The sequence below is a fragment of the Collinsella sp. TM04-29 genome (assembly GCF_003466565.1).
GTDB lineage: Bacteria > Actinomycetota > Coriobacteriia > Coriobacteriales > Coriobacteriaceae > Collinsella.
In genome coordinates this window covers 118114-137607 of record NZ_QSPW01000005.1, presented here as the reverse complement: position 1 = coordinate 137607, position 19494 = coordinate 118114, and the positions used below count along the sequence as shown (strand labels likewise).

At 58.1% G+C, this 19494-nt stretch carries 12 protein-coding genes and 1 rRNA gene; 9 read left to right on the top strand and 4 right to left on the bottom strand.

Going from position 1 to position 19494, the window contains the following annotated elements:
- Nucleotides 1–64: 64 nt before the first annotated feature.
- The 4 genes from rrf to uvrB all read left to right on the top strand — a co-directional run bounded on the left by rrf (nt 65) and on the right by uvrB (nt 3879).
- Nucleotides 65–180, top strand: a 5S ribosomal RNA gene (rrf, locus tag DXD39_RS09190).
- A 191-nt stretch (nt 181–371) separates the two neighbouring features.
- Nucleotides 372–1013 carry a dephospho-CoA kinase gene (gene coaE, locus DXD39_RS09185; RefSeq protein WP_117638014.1) on the top strand — a complete coding sequence of 214 codons (642 nt, stop codon included), beginning with the start codon at nt 372–374 and terminating at the stop codon, nt 1011–1013.
- On the top strand, nt 1006–1587 hold the full coding sequence (locus DXD39_RS09180) for a lytic transglycosylase domain-containing protein (RefSeq protein ID WP_117803885.1): 582 nt from the start codon (nt 1006–1008) through the stop codon (nt 1585–1587). The genes coaE and DXD39_RS09180 overlap by 8 nt, the downstream gene beginning before the upstream one ends.
- A 51-nt stretch (nt 1588–1638) precedes the next feature.
- Complete coding sequence (uvrB, locus tag DXD39_RS09175) at nt 1639–3879, top strand: excinuclease ABC subunit UvrB (protein WP_117803884.1); 2241 nt, start codon at nt 1639–1641, stop codon at nt 3877–3879.
- A gap of 65 nt (nt 3880–3944) precedes the next feature.
- On the opposite strand, the gene DXD39_RS09170 is transcribed toward uvrB, so the two are convergent.
- From DXD39_RS09170 to DXD39_RS09155, 4 genes are all read right to left on the bottom strand, one after another.
- Nucleotides 3945–5585, bottom strand: a complete 1641-nt coding sequence (locus DXD39_RS09170) for an NAD(P)/FAD-dependent oxidoreductase (RefSeq protein ID WP_117803883.1) — start codon at nt 5583–5585, stop codon at nt 3945–3947.
- Nucleotides 5586–5665: 80 nt separating this feature from the next.
- The gene (locus tag DXD39_RS09165) at nt 5666–6937 is read right to left on the bottom strand and encodes an NAD(P)/FAD-dependent oxidoreductase (RefSeq protein ID WP_117803882.1); all 1272 of its coding nucleotides are present in this window, start codon (nt 6935–6937) and stop codon (nt 5666–5668) included.
- Nucleotides 6938–7768, bottom strand: coding sequence for an Mrp/NBP35 family ATP-binding protein (locus DXD39_RS09160; protein ID WP_117803881.1), 831 nt, complete (start codon nt 7766–7768; stop codon nt 6938–6940).
- 145 nt (nt 7769–7913) lie between these two features.
- Entirely contained in the window at nt 7914–10067 is a 2154-nt protein-coding gene (locus DXD39_RS09155; RefSeq protein WP_158565516.1) for an LTA synthase family protein, read from the bottom strand.
- 193 nt (nt 10068–10260) lie between these two features.
- Here DXD39_RS09155 and uvrA point away from each other — a divergent pair, with 193 nt between their 5' ends.
- The 5 genes from uvrA to DXD39_RS09130 all read left to right on the top strand — a co-directional run bounded on the left by uvrA (nt 10261) and on the right by DXD39_RS09130 (nt 19385).
- Nucleotides 10261–13140, top strand: a complete 2880-nt coding sequence (uvrA, locus tag DXD39_RS09150) for an excinuclease ABC subunit UvrA (RefSeq protein ID WP_117803879.1) — start codon at nt 10261–10263, stop codon at nt 13138–13140.
- A 132-nt stretch (nt 13141–13272) separates the two neighbouring features.
- On the top strand, nt 13273–13773 hold the full coding sequence (ybaK, locus tag DXD39_RS09145; RefSeq protein WP_117746693.1) for a Cys-tRNA(Pro) deacylase: 501 nt from the start codon (nt 13273–13275) through the stop codon (nt 13771–13773).
- 105 nt (nt 13774–13878) lie between these two features.
- Entirely contained in the window at nt 13879–15459 is a 1581-nt protein-coding gene (gene murJ, locus DXD39_RS09140; protein ID WP_117564878.1) for a murein biosynthesis integral membrane protein MurJ, read from the top strand.
- A 6-nt stretch (nt 15460–15465) separates the two neighbouring features.
- The gene (gene uvrC / locus DXD39_RS09135; RefSeq protein WP_117735898.1) at nt 15466–17406 is read left to right on the top strand and encodes an excinuclease ABC subunit UvrC; all 1941 of its coding nucleotides are present in this window, start codon (nt 15466–15468) and stop codon (nt 17404–17406) included.
- Nucleotides 17407–17771: 365 nt separating this feature from the next.
- Entirely contained in the window at nt 17772–19385 is a 1614-nt protein-coding gene (locus DXD39_RS09130; RefSeq protein WP_117647497.1) for an ABC transporter substrate-binding protein, read from the top strand.
- Nucleotides 19386–19494 lie beyond the last annotated feature (109 nt).

Genomic DNA, 19494 nt, shown 5'->3' with positions numbered 1-19494 from the left:
ATGCGGCCCCCAGGGCACGTAGATGTTAGACCCAGGACACCGTAACGGTGGGCGCCGCCCACCGGTCAGCGGCCAGAGCATGGGGGGCACGCCCGGTCCCGTTCCGAACCCGGAAGCTAAGCCCCATCGCGCCGAGAGTACTGCGGGGCCAGCCCGTGGGAGGCCAGGGCGCCGCTGACCGGTGGACGGCACCGAGCCGTCATTGGACTTAGAAGGGGGAGGCCTCGCGGCCTCCCCCTTTTTTGCGTTTTATAAAGAGCTGTAATACAAGAACTCGCCTTCTTTTAGCTTGTCTTACTGTTTGGCTGTATTTTGAGTCCTTCTTTTGTATTTGCGCGATAATAACTCCCATTGGCGTTAGGGAGGACTTGATGTTTACCGTTTTTGTCTTGGGCAATATTGCTTCGGGTAAGTCGACTGCCTGCCGCTATCTCGAATCTCATGGCGCCATGCTTATCGATCTGGACGAGCTTGCCAAATCGCTGTATGTGCCAGGCTCCGATATCGTCAATGCCCTCGCGGAAGAATTTGGCTGGGATATTTTGGATGAGGAGGGCGGCATTCGCCGCAGCATCCTCGCTTCTCGAGCTTTCGCTTCTCCTGATTCGGTCGCACGGCTCAATGACCTTGTGCACCCCGTTCTCATTGAACAGCTTTCGCTTAGGATTCTCGATCCGGTTTGCTGTACGGTTTCATCTCCCCGTTATCCCTTTGCGGTTGTCGAGGTTTCTGCTCCGACTGGTTTTGAGGATGCATTTGGCTTGGCTGATGAAATTCTGGTCATCAGCGCCCCTTTGTCAGTTCGTCGCGAGCGTGCTATTCAGCGTGGCATGGAGCCATCTGATTTCGATGCCCGTTCTGCTTGCCAGCCCGATGAGTCTGCGCTGTGCAATCTCGCTACAACGGTGATTGATAATGCCGCAGGCGATAATTCGCTCTTTGAGCAGCTTGACTCATGGCTTGCATGCCATGGGTTTATAGACACTGCGAATAAGGAGGATGCCGATGCCTAAGACACGTTTCTTTGCGTGGTATCGCCTTATACCGCTGGCTGCCGTTTTTGCCTTCGGCCTTATCTCATTCGTTTACTCGTGTGCTCCTGCGGCTTTCTTTAAGCCGCTGTATCCCATTGACTACGAGGCGTATGTAAAGCAATCTAGTATTTCGCATAATCTGGATCCGTATCTGGTGTGCGCTGTCATTAAGTCGGAATCGAATTGGGATCCCGAGGCTGAGTCGAATCAGGGTGCTCAGGGATTGATGCAGCTGATGCCCGAGACTGCCCAGGATATGATCGCCAAGGGTCTTGTCGACGGTGGGGGGTATTCGGCCGACAACCTTGACGATCCCGCTACGAACATCGAGTTTGGCTGTGCGTATCTTTCGTATCTTCTAACGTATTTCAACGGGTCGACGGATAGCGCTATTGCCGCATATAACGCCGGCATGGGCAATGTGGATGGTTGGGCGCAGCAGAGCACCTCGCTTCACAATGCGATTACCTTCCCCGAGACGCAGGCTTATCTGATTCGCGTCAATAATGCCTGGGTTCGCTATAAGACGCTCTATCCCGATCGGTTCGTATAGGACTAAGCCCACCTCCTGCGTATACTGCAGATGTATGAGTTAGGAGTATCCATGGCGGAATTTGAAGTAGAACGCGTTGGTGGTGAACTTAAGCGCTTTGGCGTTGAGGGCGCTGAGGTGCCGTTTGAAGTCGTTTCTCCCTATGAGCCTGCAGGTTCTCAGCCTAAGGCCATTGAGTCGCTTGTGCAGGGTGTGAGGGACGGAGATCGCTATCAGGTTTTGCTGGGCGTGACTGGTTCGGGCAAGACCTTCACGATGGCTAAGACTATTGAGGCCCTGGGGAAGCCGACGCTGGTCATGGCTCCCAATAAAACGCTCGCCGCTCAGCTTGCGAGCGAGCTCAAAGAGTTCTTTCCCAACAACGCTGTGGTCTACTTTGTCTCGTACTACGACTACTATCAGCCCGAGGCGTATGTGCCGCAAAGCGATACATATATCGAGAAAGACTCCTCGATTAACGAAGAGGTCGAGATGCTGCGACATCAGGCGACCGCCTCGTTGCTCTCTCGACGCGATGTAATCGTCGTTGCTTCGGTGTCCTGTATCTACGGTATCGGCTCTCCCGAGGACTATGCGGGGCTGGCGCCGAATGTCGACAAGAAAGTGCCGCTCGAGCGCGATGACTTTATCCATGCACTTATCGACATTCAATATGATCGCAATGACTATGACCTAGCGCGCGGCACGTTCCGCGTGCGCGGCGATGTTGTCGACGTGTATCCGCCTTATGCCGAGCATCCGTTGCGGTTTGAGTTCTTTGGCGACGAGGTTGAGCTTATTGCCGAGATCGATGAGGTTACCGGTGAGATGCTTCGTGAGTACGAGGCCATCCCCGTATGGCCGGCATCGCACTACGTGACCGAGAAGCCGAAGGTCAAGGCGGCTCTGAAATCAATCAGTGAAGAGTGCGAGAAGCGTGTGGCCGAGTTCAAGGCGACCGACAAGTTGCTCGAGGCACAGCGTCTGCAGCAGCGCACCGACTATGATCTCGAGATGCTCGAGACCATGGGTTTTTGTAACGGTATCGAGAACTACTCGCGTCATCTGGACGGTCGAAAACCGGGCGAGCCGCCGTTTACCCTGATCGATTACTTCCCTAAGGACATGCTCTGCATCATCGATGAGAGCCATGTGACGGTGCCGCAGATTCGCGGCATGCACGAAGGTGACCGCTCGCGTAAGGTGACGCTGGTGGAACACGGTTTTCGCCTTCCTTCGGCACTCGATAACCGCCCGCTTCGTTTCGATGAGTTTGAGGCAAGGATCCCCCAGTTCATCTACGTTTCGGCCACGCCGGGCGACTACGAGCTGCGGGTGAGCCAGAACGATGTTGAGCAGATTATTCGTCCGACCGGCCTGCTCGATCCCAAGATCGATGTGCGTCCGGTTCGCGGTCAGATTGACGATCTTGAGGACGAGATTCGCGAGCGCGTTGCCCGCAAGGAGCGCGTGCTGGTGACCACGTTGACCAAGCGCATGGCCGAGGACCTGACCGACCATCTGCTTGATGCGGGCATTAAGGTCAATTACATGCATTCTGATACGGCGACAATGGACCGTGTCGAGATCCTGCGAACGCTGCGCGAGGGCAAGATCGATGTTCTCGTTGGCATCAACCTGCTTCGCGAGGGCTTGGATCTTCCCGAGGTCTCACTGGTGGCAATTCTCGATGCCGATAAGGAAGGCTTCTTGCGCAACCGCCGTTCGCTGATTCAGACGATTGGCCGCGCGGCCCGTAACGCCGATGGCGAAGTCATCATGTATGCAGACGTTGTGACCGATTCGATGAAAGAGGCCATCGAGGAGACGCAGCGCCGTCGCGAGATTCAGATGGCATATAACGAAGAGCATGGCATTGTGCCCAAGACGGTGCGCAAGGCCATCAACGACATCTCAAGTTTTATTGCCGAGGCCGAAAAAACCGTGGGTTCCAAGGGACGCTCGAAGGGCGACTCTCTTGGCCATGGCGCATTCTATACGCCCGATGAGTCGGGCGAGGGTGGCGTGCCGGAAACGGTGGCGCCCGAGCAGACACTTGCGGAGCAGTTGGAAGAACTGCCGCATGACGAGCTCGTGCGGATCGTCGAAACCATGGAAGAGGATATGCGTAACGCTTCTGCCGCCATGGACTTTGAGGAGGCGGCGCGCCTGCGCGATGCCGTCGTTCAGATTCGGGCGATGCTCGAGGGTGCGTCTGAGGACGAGACGATCGAGCGCTTACGTTCGCAGGCTCGCAAGGGTTCCACGTTCGCATCGGGCAGAAAACGCCAGGGTGCACGGTTTAAGAAATAGCGAACATGCCCCGAGTTCCCTGCGGAGCTCGGGGCATGCGTCTTTTGCGCGCTGGAATTCGTGCGTTAGAGGTCTGCGATCAGGGCTTCGGCACAACGGATGCCGTCGGTGGCGGCGCTCATGATGCCGCCGGCATATCCAGCTCCCTCACCGCAAGGGTAGAGGCCCGGGGTCGACACGGCATGGCATGTTCGGTCTCGGGTGACGGTGACCGGTGAGCTCGAGCGAGTCTCCACGCCGGTAAGGACAGCATCGGAGCGGTCGTAGCCTCGTAGCTTTTTTCCAAGTAGGGGAAGTCCCAGGCGGAGCGACTCGACGATATGCTGCGGCAGGGCTTCGTCAATTGCCGTCCAGGTCACACCGAGCGGATAGGTGGGCTTTACCTTTCCGGGCGCCTTGCTGGCGCGTCCTGCGAGGAAATCTCCGACGAGCTGTGCCGGTGCGTTCCAGTTGGAACCGCCCAGGCGGTAGGCGGCCGCCTCGCAGGCGCGCTGGAGCTCGATGCCGGCGAGCGGGTCATCGTTGGGAAGGTCCTCAGGCGTGACGTTAACGAGCAGGGCGGCATTTGCGTTGCGTCCGTCGCGGGCATTGAGACTGGCGCCGTTGACGCACAAGTGGCCCTGCTCGGAAGAGGCGGCGACAACCTGCCCGCCGGGACACATGCAAAACGAGAACACGCTGCGGCCGTTGGGAAGATGGGCGACGAGCTTGTAGGGGGCTGCTCCGAGGGCAGGATGTCCCGCCGAGGCTCCGAATTGGGCTCGGTCGATGTCGCGCTGCGGATGCTCGATGCGAACGCCCATGGCAAAGGTCTTTTGTGCGAGGACCACGTTGTGGTCCTTAAGGAGCTCAAAAATATCGCGAGCAGAATGCCCGCAGGCGAGGATGAGGTGCTTTGTCTCGATTGGCTCGCAAGCGGTGTCTTGGGACGATTGGACATCAATACCGGTGATGGCGCCAGACGCGTCGATGCGAATGTCGACGAGCTTCGTTCGATAACGGACGACACCTCCGAGCTGCTCGATGCGCTGGGATATAGCGGTGACGACCGTGGGAAGGATGTCGGAGCCAATGTGCGGCTTGGCATCCCACAGAATATCGCGGGGCGCACCCGCCTCGACGAAGGTTTCGAGGATAAGGCGATGGGCGGGATTTTTGGTTCCCGTATTGAGCTTGCCGTCCGAGAAGGTCCCCGCGCCGCCCAGGCCAAACTGGATATTGCTCTCGGGGTCGAGGATGCGCTCCTTTAGAAAGAGGTCGATCGCCTGCGAGCGGCGAAATGCCGGGTCGCCGCGCTCGATGAGCAAGGGCTTAAGACCTGCTTCGGCGAGCGTAAGCGCAGCGAAAAGGCCGGCGCATCCGGCGCCGACAACGACAGGGCGTTCTTGAGGTGCGTCGGAGGCGGGGGAGGGGAATGAAGGCTCATCGTCTTCTATCGCGCGTACGCGCGAGCGGTCACGCTCGGTAACGCTGTCGACCGCTTCTCGCTCGAGGTGGGGACTAGTCAGCTCAACACGAAAGCTCAGGATAAAATGGACGTCTCGTTTTTTGCGAGCGTCGATTGACTTGCGGTGGAGCTCGATGGACTTGATCTCGGAGTCCTTGCAACGTAGGACGCGCTTGGCGACTCGCTTGCCAACAATGAGACAGGCATTTTCATCGTCGGCTTCATCGAGCGACGCGTTGACTTGGGTGATTTCGATCATCGAGGTCTCCTTAGAGGCAAGAAAGAGGCCGTCCGGTATCCCAGACGGCCCGAATGCGTTTTTGATTATAGACTGCGCGGCTACAGGCTGCTTGCAGCGCGAATGCCCGAGATCCAGGCCCACGCAAGGTTAAAGCCTCCGCAATCGGCGTCGATGTCGAGCGCTTCACCGCAAACGTAAAGCGGGGCGTCGACAACACTGCGCGCGCGTAGGCTGGGTGTTGAGATACTCTCGACAGATACGCCACCACGCGTGACCTGCGCTGAGCGCTCCTCGGTTGTTCCCTCGACGAGCAATTTAAAGTGCTTGAGGATCGAGACCAGGTGGATGACATCGTTGGAGCATGGATGGCACTGCTCGAACGCTGTGCAGACGACGCGGGAGAGTTGCGGGGCGAGCATGCCGTCGAGCCAACGGGGATCGCGGGGTGAAAAGTCACCGAACAGCTCAACGCGCCGGTTGAGCATATCGAGCAACTCGTCTTTGGAGAGGTCGGGGAAAACGTCGAGCAGGATCGTATCGCCGTGCTGGATACGACGAGAGAGGTTGAAGACAGCGACACCCGAGATACCGAAGGTTCGAAACAGCACTTCACCGTCTTCGTGCCAGAGCTCATTATGATTGCGGGCGAGCGTCAAGCGGACACGGACGCGCAGGCCGTCCAACGTCTTGAGTGCCGCCCGATCGCCAACGACCGTTGCCGATACGGGGCAGAGGATGGGGCGCGGCGAAGTGAGGGGGAGGCGAAACGTATCGGCGATACCGGTGGGGTTGCCGCCCGTAGCGATAATTACGGCATGTGCCTGCAGGGCCTCGTTCTTGCGAGGGACATCGGCGAGCGCTTTCCGAAGCGAGCGGAGCTCCGATTTTCGGTCATCGTGCTTTTTTGCCTTGAGCGCCCGCGCTGGACGGTCTATTTGGAGTGCCCAGCCTTCGGAAGCTTTGTGCGCCGAGGCAACGTTGGCTCCGCAGATTAAGGTGATACCTAGGCGGTCGCAAACGTTGAGAAGCGCGTCGCGCACCGATTCGGCACGAAGGGAGCGCGGATACAGCCGGCCCTCCTCGGAGGTCGTCATGATGCCCAGCGAGGAGAAGAAACTGCCGAGCTCCTGATCAGGCTGGGGACCCATGACGGATTCGACGAATTCGGGGTGGTTGTACCGCTGGAAATCAATTGATTCGTTGGAAAGGTTGCAGCGGCCGTTGCCGGTCGCAAGGAGTTTAAGGCCGCAGGCAACATCGCGCTCAACGATGCAGACGCTTTTGCCTGCGCGTGCGGCCGTAATGGCGGCGGCGAGACCCGAGGCCCCGCCGCCGATTACCAAGACGTCATAGGAGGCGTTTGTGTTCACTTAGGCCTCGGCGGTCTCGTGCGGGGCGATGGCCTCGACGGCAGAGACGGCCTTGGGCAGCATGCCATCGGGTAGCGCGGTCTCAACCTCGCCCTTATCGCAAGCCTCGGCGAGTGCCGGATTGATGGGAAGCTGCCCTAGGATCTCGAGGTTGTAACGCTCGGCGACCTCGGGGAGCTTGCTCTTGCCAAAGACTTCAATCTTCTTGCCGCAATCGGGGCACTCGATATAGCTCATGTTTTCGACGATTCCCAGAATGGGGACGTTCATCTTCTCGGCCATGTTGACCGCCTTGGCGACGATCATCGAGACCAGATCCTGCGGGCTCGTGACGATGACGATGCCATCGACGGGCAGCGACTGGAAGACCGTGAGAGCGACGTCGCCCGTTCCCGGAGGCATGTCGACCAACAGGTAGTCGATGGGGCCCCATGAGGTTTCGCTCCAGAACTGCCTGATGGCACCCGCGATAACCGGACCGCGCCAGAGGACGGGGTCGGTTTCGTTTTGGAGCAGCAGGTTAGAGCTCATGACCTTGACGCCGTGCTCGGAGATTTCGGGCAGCATAAGGTTGCCAAGAGCATGGACGTGGCGTCCGCTCATACCGAACATCTTGGGGATAGAGGGACCGGTGATGTCGGCATCGAGGACGCCGACCTTGTGGCCGTGACGGGCAAGCTCGGTGGCGATGGCGCCGGTGACAAACGACTTGCCGACACCGCCCTTGCCGGAAAGCACGGCGATGACGCGCTTGACCTCGGACAGCGTGTTCTCCTCAAATTGCGATGGCGACGTTTGTCCGCCGGCGGCCTGTGCGTGTTTGCAACCCATGTATGACTCCTTTGTATATGCTGGGGCCGGGGCCCCGCGATGTGACACGAGCGTCATTGTACCCTCGTTTGCGAGCGGGAGTCATTTGCGATGCATTTGGGCCGAGCGCGCTTGCAATATGATGGGCCCAAGCGAATGGGCGGGCTTACTGAACTTTGCTGGCGAACTCGAGGTACTGCATGCGCTGCAGCTTGTCGATCGTCGAGGCGTAGGGGCTGTCTTCCGATTCCAAGTCGTAGCGCAGCCCGTCGGCACCGAGATAGCCGGCGACATTGATGGTGGGTACATCTGACCTTGTCGCAAGCAGGGCCTTTTGGTAATTGGTGAGCGGAGCGCCGATCTTATTAAGGGTAATGGCTGCAATCTCGTTTGCCCCGACGGTGTCGTAGACGTTGAGCTCGGTATTGCCGGCGATCTCATAGTTAGCCCAGACGAGATATGTCGACTGATAGATACGGAAAGCGTGGCTTGCCGTATCTTCCTGAGGGTACAGCTCGTCGTTGAGAGTCGTTGCGGCGCTCGGCTGATGGTCGCCAAAAAAGACAAGAACAACCGGTCTGCCGATATTGCGGAGCTCGTTGATAAAGTACTCGAGGTCCCGGTCGGATGCGTTGATGCAGGTGAGATAGGTGTTGAGCGCGCTGTTGGCGCCTTCGCTGGCTCCCTCGACCCAATAGTTTGTCAGCTCTTCGGCGGGAACGGTGCCATAGTCGTAGCCGCCGTGATTTTGCATCGTGACGTCAAAGATGAACTGTGGCGCTTCGTCGGTTCTAAGCAAGTCGAGTATCATGTCGTAGGTGGCGTAGTCGCATACGCCGGCATGGTAATAGGGCGCACCTTCGAAATCGCCGATTGAAAGAAAGTCTCCAAAGCCCAGCTGCTGATAGATTTTATCTCGATGGTAGTTGACGGGGTTTTGCGGGTGCATAGCGGTAGTGGTATACCCAAGCTCTTTAAGGTCTTTTGCCAGGCTGTTTACGCCATTCATCTGATACAGCTGATAGGGGATCTTGCCTAATCCGACAAAGGCCGTTGTCGCTCCGGTCAAAAATTCGAATTCGGAGTTCGCCGTTCCGCCACCGGCGACCGAAGCGAGCATGGTGCCGCGAACAAGTGTGTCGGGAAGCGAGTTGTAGAATGCGGGGCCGGTGTACCCGGCCGCCTGGAGCTGCTCAAAGCACGAAAGGTCGCTAAAACTCTCATTCATGACGGCAACAATCGTCGGCTTGATTTCATTGAACTGGGCAACGGCCGCCGCGCGCTGTTCGCTCGAGCCATATGTGCTGTCGTAGACGGCGGCGAGCTCCTGCTCGATGCTCTGTGCCTCATCGGGCGTATAGTCTTCGGGCTTCTCAATGGGCAACTCGTTGACCATTTCGGTGAACGAAGTGATAAAACCCTGAGACGCATACGTGGTGATGGGCTGCCAACGGTCAAATCCAAAATCCAGCGCCTGCTCCAAGTCGATGTTGGAAAAGCCTGAGAGCCCCACAACGGTCACTAGCAGAAAAGCACAGAGGTTAGCGGCGATAGCGGGGAAGACATGGGTGGGCGTACGGAGCTTTTGCGGTCGGATGAGCGAAAGAAGCCCCAAGGAAATCTCCAGCAGGGCGAGAGAGGTTACGATTCCGGCGGTAAAGGTAAACTCGTATCCCTCGCTCACTTCCATTGCGGTGCCAAGGGCCAAGATATCGCTTGGCAGGATGGCTTCGCCTTTAAACGTTATGACGAAGTGCTCGGCAATGCCAAGGATGCAACAGACGATGGGCACGAGGGCCATGACGCCTCCATGACGCTGTCCCAGCAAATAAAGGGAGAGCAGAACCGTCGCGAGCAGCCCGACGGAAAACCCGAATGAGTTGGCGGGAATGCGATAGAACGTTTCGTTGCAGGCAATTTCGAGTGAAACGAACGAGAGCGCTGAAACAGCGGCGATGACAAGGATGTCACGGCAAATACAGGCAACTGTTCCCGTCGCAAGGTCGGTTTGGTCGATAAGTCCCGAAACCAAGGGCTCGACAAGAAGCATGACGGCGGCAGCACCGAGCGCCGAATAAGAAAGGATCCATAGGGAGCTGCCCTCATTTACGAGCAATTGATTCGTAACCCATGCAGCTACCACGCCGAGCGGGATGAGGAGCGTCGCGCACCAAAAGACGCGGGCAATGGGTGGCTTTTCGTTGCGTTTGATTGAAAAATACACGCGCACGACGACGGCGGCCACGATAAGGACGGCGACGAATATGGGCAGATTGGCCATGTCGCTCGAAGTGATTTCAAGGGGGATATCTTCGGTCATGGACGTTCCTCTGGTACAGCAAATTAAGTTCAGTATTAGATTACTGTAACCTTTCCACGGCATTTCGAGAAACAAAGCGCCCGATACGCAAAGCTAAAGGTCTGCGAATCTTGTATTACGAACATCTGTGCGCATCGAGTGCGCTAAACTCATCGGCAGTATGATTCGATGCAATAGGAGGCAAGGAGCTTCCATGTCTGATTCCTCTATCGTTATTCGCGGCGCTCGTGAGCATAACCTCCGGGATATCGATGTTTCCATTCCGCGTGACCAACTCGTGGTCATTACCGGTCTTTCTGGCTCGGGCAAGAGTTCGCTGGCATTTGACACTATCTATGCCGAGGGCCAGCGTCGATACGTCGAGAGCCTTTCGAGTTATGCGCGCCAGTTCTTGGGCCAGATGGACAAACCCGACTTGGATTCAATCGACGGCCTTTCGCCGGCGGTGTCGATCGACCAAAAGACGACGTCTAAAAACCCTCGCTCGACGGTTGGCACCGTAACCGAGATTTATGACTATCTGCGCCTGCTGTTCGCCCGTGTGGGCACCCCGCACTGTCCCGAATGCGGCCGTGTCATTGAGCGCCAAACCACCGACCAGGTCGCCGATAAGGTCCTGGCGGCGGGAGAGGGTCGTCGTGCGTTTGTGCTGGCACCGGTGGTACGCGGGCGAAAAGGCGAGTACACCAAACTGTTTGAGGACCTTCGCGCCGAGGGCTTTAGCCGCGTGCGTGTCGACGGCGAGGTTCGCTCGCTTGATGACCCTATCGATTTAGATAAGAAATTCAAGCACGATATCGAGGTCGTGGTCGACCGCATCGTGATTCGCGAGAACTCGCTGGGCCGTATTGCCGAGTCCGTTGAACAGGCGACTGCGCTGGCTCATGGCAATGTAAACGTGTACATGCTGCCCGATCGTGATGCTCCCGAGGGGACCGAGGGCGAGCTGCTGGAGTATTCGTTGGCCCTGGCGTGCCCGGAGCATGGACACTCCATTGATGACCTGCAGCCGCGTGATTTCTCGTTCAACGCGCCCTATGGCGCGTGCCCAGAGTGCGATGGCCTTGGCTTTAAGAAGACGGTCGATGCCGAGGCCCTAATCGAAGACCCCTCGAAGTCGATCGCCGACGGGGTCTTTGGCAGCCTGTTTGGCAACTCTAACTACTATCCGCAGATTTTCGCTGCGGTCTGCAAACACTTTAAGGTGAGCGTCGATACGCCGTGGGAGGATCTGCCTCCGCGGGTGCGTCACGCGTTTTTAGACGGCCTGGGCGACCAGAAGATTTCGGTCGACTATCAAAAGCTCGATGGGCGCCGCAGCCAGTGGGACACCAAGTTCTCGGGTGTGCGCAATATCCTGTACGAGCGCTATACCGAGACGACGAATGAGAACACCAAGGCGCGCTTGGAGAAGTACATCCGCGAGGAGCCGTGCTCGAGTTGCCATGGTGCTCGTCTGCGCCCCGAGATGCTCGCCGTTACCGTAGGCGGTAAGTCCATTTACGAGGTCTGCTGCCTATCGTGCCGCGAGTCGCTCGAGTTTTTTGAGGGCCTGGAGCTTACCGAGCGCCAACAATTTATCGGCGGGCGCATCGTTAAGGAAATCCTGGAGCGCCTGCGCTTTCTGGTCGATGTCGGACTCGACTATCTGACCCTCGACCGTGCCTCGGCGACGCTTTCCGGAGGCGAGGCCCAGCGCATTCGCCTGGCAACGCAGATCGGCGCCGGCCTCATGGGTGTGCTGTACATTTTGGACGAGCCGTCGATCGGCCTCCATCAGCGCGATAACGAGCGCCTGATCAAGACGCTTGAGCGCCTACGCGATATCGGCAATACCGTCATCGTCGTCGAGCATGATGAGGATACGATTCGTGCTGCCGACTATGTGGTCGACATGGGCCCCGGTGCGGGCGTGAACGGCGGACACGTGGTCGCCGCGGGAACGCCTGCCGATATCATGGCGTGCCCCGATTCGATGACGGGTGCCTACCTGACCGGCAAGCGAATGATTCGGGTTCCCGATGAACGCCGCAAGCCCGGTCGCGGCTGCCTTAAGATCACGGGCGCCCGCGCCAACAACCTCAAAAACGTTACCGCCAAGATCGAGTTTGGTACGCTTACGGTTGTTACCGGCGTGTCGGGATCGGGCAAGAGCTCCCTGGTTACCGACACCATTGCGCCTGCGCTTACGAATGCCATTCACCGTTCGACGCGTCCTGTGGGCCCGTACAAAAAGCTCGAGGGTATCGAGTGCATCGATAAGGTGATCGACATTGACCAGTCGCCGATTGGCCGCACGCCGCGTTCCAACCCTGCTACGTACATTGGCCTGTGGGATGATCTTCGCGCACTGTTTGCGAGTACGCCGGAGTCGAAGGCGCGTGGCTACTCGCCGGGACGTTTCTCCTTTAACGTGAGCGGCGGTCGCTGCGAAGCATGCAAGGGCGACGGACAAATTAAGATCGAGATGCACTTCCTTCCCGATATCTATGTCCCCTGTGAGGTCTGCGGCGGCAAACGCTATAACCGCGAGACGCTCGAGGTCACCTACCGTGGTAAGACCATCTCGGACGTGCTCGACATGAGCGTCACCGAGGCACTGGCCTTCTTTGGGAATATCCCGCAGATTAAGCGCAAGCTCCAGACGCTGTACGATGTAGGCTTGGGCTACGTGAGCCTGGGCCAGCCCGCCACGACGCTCTCGGGCGGCGAGGCGCAGCGTGTGAAGCTCGCCAAGGAGCTTCATCGACGCCAGACGGGCAAGACGTTCTATATTTTGGATGAGCCGACGACCGGCCTTCATTTTGAGGACGTCCGCCAGCTGCTCGATGTGCTGCAGCGCTTGGTCGATGCGGGCAACACGGTGCTGGTGATTGAACACAACCTTGATGTCATCAAGGTTGCCGACCGCCTGATCGATATGGGTCCCGAGGGCGGTAACGGCGGCGGAACCGTCGTGGTTTCGGGCACACCGGAGCAGGTTGTGGACTGTTCGCAGAGTTATACGGGCAAGTTTTTGGCGCCGTTGCTCAGGCGTGACCGGGAGCGTCAGGCTCAACTTGATGCTCAATAAATAGGCGATTCAGTTTATGGGTGCCATCGACTCCTTGTGATTCGATGGCGCTTGCTGTGTCGAAGTTACGTATGCAGCTGAATTGGACATATACTTAATCCTTGCGTCCGAATGCGAGGGAAAGGATATGCCATGGCAAAGGCTGTAAAGACGCCAAAAACCAATGCGATGCGCGAGCTGGAAAGCGCCGGCATTTCCTATGTTCTACATACGTACGAAGACGATGGTGATGAGTCGGCGGGCCTGGGGGTCGCGATTTCGGAGCAGCTTGGCGAGGAGCCCGGTCAAGGATTTAAGACCTTGGTCTGCGTGACGCCGTCCAACGACCATGTCGTGTGCTGCATCCCTGTTGCCGACGAGCTCGATCTAAAGTCCGCCGCGCGTGCCGCGGGGGAGAAGTCCTTGGCCATGATGCATGTGAAGGATTTGCTTGCGGCGACTGGCTACGTTCGCGGCGGCTGCAGTCCGGTCGGTATGAAAAAACGCTACAGGACGCTCATTGATGAGACATGTGTCCTTTGGGATACCATTTTTATTTCGGGAGGCAAGCGTGGTTATCAGCTCGAGCTTGCACCTGATGATTTAATTGCATTTTGCGGGGCGACAGTTGCCGCGATTACGAGAGAGGACTGAGCGATGCCGCAGGAAGAATTGAAGCGCGGAGCTCATTTTGCAGAAGAATCTGCGCCTCAGACACCCTCATCCGAAGCTTCTTCGTCGCGAGATGACACTGACGACATGGGCTCGTCGGACTACTCCACGGTTGGTCGTTCCGCCGGGCTTATGACCATCCTGACCATCGTGTCTCGCGTCACCGGTTTTATCCGCACGTGGGCAATGGCGGCCGCTATCGGCATGTCACTGCTCTCGTCTTCCTATCAGGTCGCCAACAACCTGCCCAATATGCTCTACGAACTCGTGATGGGCGGCATGCTCGTGACGGCGTTTTTGCCCGTGTACATGGGCGTGAGGCGTGAGCAGGGTCGCGAGGCCTCTAACGAGTACGTGGGCAACCTGCTCGGTATTCTGCTATTGGTGCTGGGTGGCATTTCGTTGCTGGGGACCGTGTTCGCCCCGGGCTTTATCTGGACGCAATCGTTCCTTTCGGGTGACGGCGGCAGCATGGATACCGCTGCGTTCATGTTCCGTTTCTTTGCCATCCAGATTCTGTTTTATGGTTTGGGCTCGGTGTTTTCGGGCGTCCTCAACGCACACCGCGACTACTTCTGGTCGACGTTTGCCCCGGTCCTCAACAATGTGATCGTCATTGCGAGCTTTATGGGCTTTGCGCCCGTGTCCGCACAGTTTGGCGAACGTGCCGGCATCATCTTGATTGCGGCCGGTACGACCCTCGGTGTCTTTGTTCAGATGGCATGTCAGATCCCCGCGCTTGGCAAGCACGGCGTGCATCCCCATATCCATATCGACTTTAAGGACCCCGCACTGCGCCAGACGATTGCGCTCGGTATCCCGACGCTGCTCGCCACGGTGTGCATGTTTGTCTCGACTTCTATCACCAACGCTGCTGCGCTGGTGGTCCAGCCCGAGACCGGTCCTTCCGTCATCGCCTATGCGCGCCTGTGGTACACGCTGCCCTACGCGCTGATTGCCGCCTCGCTTTCGACGGCGCTCTATACCGAGCTCTCTCACGACGCACAGGAGAAGGATTACGACAGCGTCCGCACGGGCATTTCGCGTGGCGTCGCCCAGATGCTGTTCTTCCTGATTCCATTCGCGCTGTACTTGATTGTCTTCGCGCGTCCGCTCAACATGATCTACTGCGCTGGCAAGTTCGATGAGTCCGGTGTGGCGCTGGTGTCGGAGTTCCTTATCTACCTGGCACTTTCCCTGCCGCTCTACGGCGTGGTCGTGCTGATGCAGAAGAGCTTCTCTGCCTTGCTCGACATGAAGCCCTATAGCCGCTATTGTCTGTATTCCGCCATCGGCCAGGCCGGCTCGGTTCTGCTGTTTGGCGTTGTGCTGGGCTTCGGTATGCCCGCAATCGCGCTTTCGTATGTCGTCGACTACGTGATCTTGGTCGGTTGCTCGCTGTGGTGGCTGCGTCGTCGTCTGCGTGGTCTTCAGGTTAAATCTATCCTGCATGGCGGTTTCTTTGGCCTTTTGCTCGGTGGCCTGGGTGCTGCCGCAGGCGCCGGCGTCATGTGGGCGCTTGAGCACTTTGTCGGGGCACTTGGCGGCTCGATTCTGATTACTCTTGGCTACGTTTGCGTTGCGGGTGTCGTCTCGCTTGCTGTTACCTTTGGCCTTGCCGTCGTCCTTAAGATGCCCGAGGTCTCGGCGCTGATTCGTCGCAAGTAGGTGCGCGTGACCGGTCACGACAACATTCCAACGCTTGCCGAGCAGGTTTCGCGCGTTCCCACGCAGCCCGGCTGCTACCTTTGGAAAGACGCCAAGGGCGATGTCATCTACGTGGGCAAGGCGAAAAACCTGCGCGCCCGTATGCGTCAGTACGTGACGCTGCAGGACGAGCGCCAGAAGATCCCGCTGATGATGCAGCTGGTGGCGAGTTTTGACTATATCGTGGTGGAGACCGAGCACGAGGCGTTGGTGCTCGAGCGCAATTTGATTGGTCAGTACCATCCGTACTTTAACGTCGACCTCAAGGATGACAAGAGCTACCCCTTTATCGCCATTACAAAGGGCGACCTGTATCCCGCTATCAAATACACGCGTGAGCGTCATAAGCCGGGAACGCGCTATTTTGGACCTTATACCGATAGCCGCGCGGCACGTGAGACGATAGATACGCTGCGCAAGGTTATCCCCATCTGCTCCGCATCCTGTGCGGAGTGGCGTCGTTGTCGCCGTATCGTCGAGTCCCACAAGGGCGAGGAAGACATCGTCAATATGATTTGCGCGCAAAACGGGCGCCCCTGCTTCGACTATCATGTCGGGCGCGGCCCGGGTGCGTGTGTCGGCGCGATTTCCCCGGCAGACTATGCCAAGAACGTCAAGCGTGTCGAACGTTTTTTGTCGGGCCATCGCAAGGACGTCGTCGACGAGCTGACATCCGAGATGACGGAGGCCGCCGAGGCGCTCGATTTTGAGCGCGCCGCCCGCGTCAAACGTCGTTTGGAGGTCATCAGGGGTCTGGACGATCGTCAGCAAGTCGTTTTTCCCTCCAGTGTCGATATCGATGTCATCGGTTTCTATCGCGAGGAGACCATCTCCGCCGCTTGCGTCTTCGTCGTTCGCGAGGGCCGAACAGTTCGCACCTGCGAGTTCATTCTCGACAAGGGTCTTGATGTTGACGAGGAAGAGCTCCAGTCGGGCTTTCTTAAGCGCTATTACGACGAGACGGCTGATATTCCAGCTGAGGTCAACCTTTCCGTCGAGCTTGAGGATGCGGAGGCGCTGGGGGAGTGGCTTGCGGGCAAGCGTGAGCGTTCCTGCCATCTCCATAGGCCGCAGCGTGGCGAAAAGCACCGTCTGCTCGATATGGCATCCAAAAATGCGCGCCATGCCCTCATGCGCTACATGATGCGAACGGGGTACGCTGACGACCGCACCAATCAAGCGCTCCTGGAGCTCGAAAGTGCGTTGGCGCTGCCATCGCCGCCGTTGCGTATCGAGTGCTTCGATATCTCGACGCTGCATGGCACCTTTACGGTCGCCTCGATGGTGGTGTTTACCAACGGGCGCGCCGACAAGAGCCAGTATCGTCGTTTTAAAATCCAGGCCGAATTGGACGAGGCAAACGACTTCGTGTCGATGTCCGAGGTTTTGGGACGACGCTATGCTCCCGAGCGCATGGCCGACGAGCGCTTTGGCTCGCGCCCCGATTTGCTCGTTGTCGATGGCGGTAAGCCGCAATTGACCGCTGCGATCAAGCAACTTGAGGCTCTTGGGCTCGATATACCAGTTTGTGGCTTGGCGAAGGCCGATGAGGAAGTTTTTGTGCCTTGGGACGAGACTCCCGTCGTGCTGCCGACCGGGTCCGCGTCGCTCTATCTAATTAAACAGGTGCGCGATGAATCGCACCGTTTTGCCATCACGTTCCATCGCGAATTGCGCGATAAAGCCATGACGGTTTCGGTACTCGATGACGTTCCAGGCGTGGGACCCACCAGAAAACGTGCCCTTATGCGCCATTTTGGCTCGATGAAGCGTTTGCGCGCGGCGAGCGAGCAAGAGATCGCGGAAGTTCGAGGCATTCCTGCCGATGTCGCCAAAGCGGTTCACGAGGCGCTCGTTGCATGGAATGCCGAGCGCGCCGAGGCGGCGGCAAAGCAATCCGAAAACTAAACACGCCTCTAAACCACTGATATACATGATTGCGTGATTTTCAATCATGTATTTCACGGCGATTACCAGCCGATTTCGGGTTTTATTAACGCTAAAACGTTTGACTAGCCCTGGTGAACAACCCTGCTATTCTGCGGGTTGACGAAGACTGATATCTCACCTCGTCGATACATACTGTCTGGCGAATCGTTTGTCAATGAATTCGGTGAACGGTAGTAAATACCGTTCAAGCGTATGTATGTATCGGTCGCCGAGCGCGGCACCTCAGTTGGGCTCGTCGGTAGGTAAGGTATATATCGTCCGCAAGTTGCGCGGGGGCGCGTCTAGGTGCTCCCGGGTAAGATTCTCTATTGATAGGAGAAGACATGGCCATCATCAACAAGGGTATGTCCAGGCGTTCGTTCCTCGGCCTCACCGGCAGCGTCGCTGCTGTCGCAGGGCTTGGTCTCACCGGCTGCGGTGGCAGCTCTAGCGACGAGGGTTCCGCTTCCGGTTCCACCGATTCCGCCAACCGTGGCGGCGGCGTGATCACCGCTGGTTCCGCTTACGCTCCGTCCAGCTTCGATCCCGCCAGCACCGGCTCCGCTGTGGGCCTGGGTGCTAACTGGCACGTCGTCGAGGGCCTCTACGGCATCGATTACCACGACTACAGCACCTTCAACGAGCTCGCCACCGACGATCCCAAGTCTGTGGACGACACCACTTTCGAGGTCACCATCCGCAAGGGCGCCAAGTTCTCCGATGGCACCGAGGTCACCGCTGACGATGTCGTTGCCTCCTACACCGCTTGCGCCGCTTCCGCTACCTATGCTCCGTTCTTCCAGCCCTTCGAGTCCATCGAGGCCAAGGACGCCAGCACCGTGACGGTCAAGACCAAGGTCCCCAACTTCTCCCTGCTCAAGGATCGTCTGGCCATCGTCCGCGTTACCCCGGCCACCCAGACCGAGGAGGATCGCGCCAAGCAGCCGATCGGCTCCGGCCCCTGGATGTACGACTCTATCTCCGATACCGAGATCACCCTGGTTCCCAACCCCGAGTACAACGGTGAGTATGCTGCTGAGGATAAGAAGATCCAGTACAGCATCCTGACCGACCCCACCGCTCGCGTTACCGCTCAGCAGGAGGGCTCCACGCTCGTTATGGAGCTCGTTACCGCTGACGCCGTCGACCAGCTCGAGAGCGCCGGCTGCAAGATCGATAACGTTCAGGGTTTCGGCACCCGCTTCATCATGTTCAACGTCGCCAAGGAGCCTTGGAACAACGTCAAGGTCCGTCAGGCTGTCATGTATGCGCTCGACACCGAGAAGATGGTCAGCAACACCTTCGCCGGCCTTGCCACCGCTGCCAGCTGCTACCTGCCCAAGAGCTTCACCAACTATCATGAGGCTTCCACGGTGTACAAGACCGACGCCAAGAAGGCTAAGAAGCTCATCGAGGAGTCTGGCATCACCCCGGGTGCCATCACCCTGCGCACCACCGACAACGAGCAGATTAAGGGCATGGCCGCCCAGGTCAAGAACGACCTCGACGCTCTCGGCTTCGATGTGACCATCCAGACCGATACCTCGCCGGCCACCTACGCTGCCATCGACGGCGGCGAGGCCTACGATATCCTCCTTGCCCCTGGCGATCCTTCCTGCTTCGGCGCCGACCCCGACCTGCTGCTCAACTGGTGGTACGGCGACAACGTCTGGATGCAGACCCGTTGCCCGTGGAAGGAGTCCGCTGAGTGGCAGAAGCTCCACAGTCTCATGGACGAGGCTCTTGCCGCCGAGGGCGACGAGCAGCAGAAGAAGTGGAACGAGTGCTTTGACATCATTGCCGACAACGCCGTTCTGTACCCCGTTGTCCACGTCAAGACCGTCTCCGCTTCCTGGGACGATCCGTCCACTGCGCCCAACGGCGAGGCCCTCGATGGCTTCAAGGGCATCGGCACGACGAGCATGTCCTTCAGGGGCGTTGCGACCGTCAAGGCGTAAGACTCGCTTGAGTCTGTATGCAGGATGTCGGTCGTTGGGACCGTATCCTCATAGTTGAAACAAAGACCCGGGCGACCTCGATGTCGCTCGGGTCTTGTAATGAGTATCC